At 68.5% G+C, this 270-nt stretch carries 1 protein-coding gene; it reads right to left on the bottom strand.

Annotated elements, in window-relative coordinates:
* A partial coding sequence (locus CUZ56_RS15075) for an ATP-binding cassette domain-containing protein (RefSeq protein WP_148113769.1) occupies positions 1-270 on the bottom strand: 270 nt, incomplete at both ends.

The following is a 270-nucleotide window of genomic DNA, read 5'->3' on the forward strand; positions in this document are numbered from 1 at the left end:
GCTTGAGCCGGTTCATGCTGGCCAGCACCGTCTCGGACGCATCGAGCTCGGCGACGTGCTGGGACAGGTGCCCCAGCCGCAGCGTCTTGCCCTGCTTGATCCGGCCGCTGGTGGGCTCCAGGTCGTGGGAGAGCAGGTTCAGCAGGGTGGTCTTGCCGGCGCCGTTGACGCCCAGCAGGCCGATCCGGTCGCCGGGGCCGATGGACCAGGTGAGCTGGTTCAGCAGGGTGCGCTCGTCGAAGCGCAGCGTCACCTTCTCCAGGTCGAAGA

The sequence above is a fragment of the Saezia sanguinis genome (genome assembly GCF_003991585.1).
GTDB lineage: Bacteria > Pseudomonadota > Gammaproteobacteria > Burkholderiales > Burkholderiaceae_C > Saezia > Saezia sanguinis.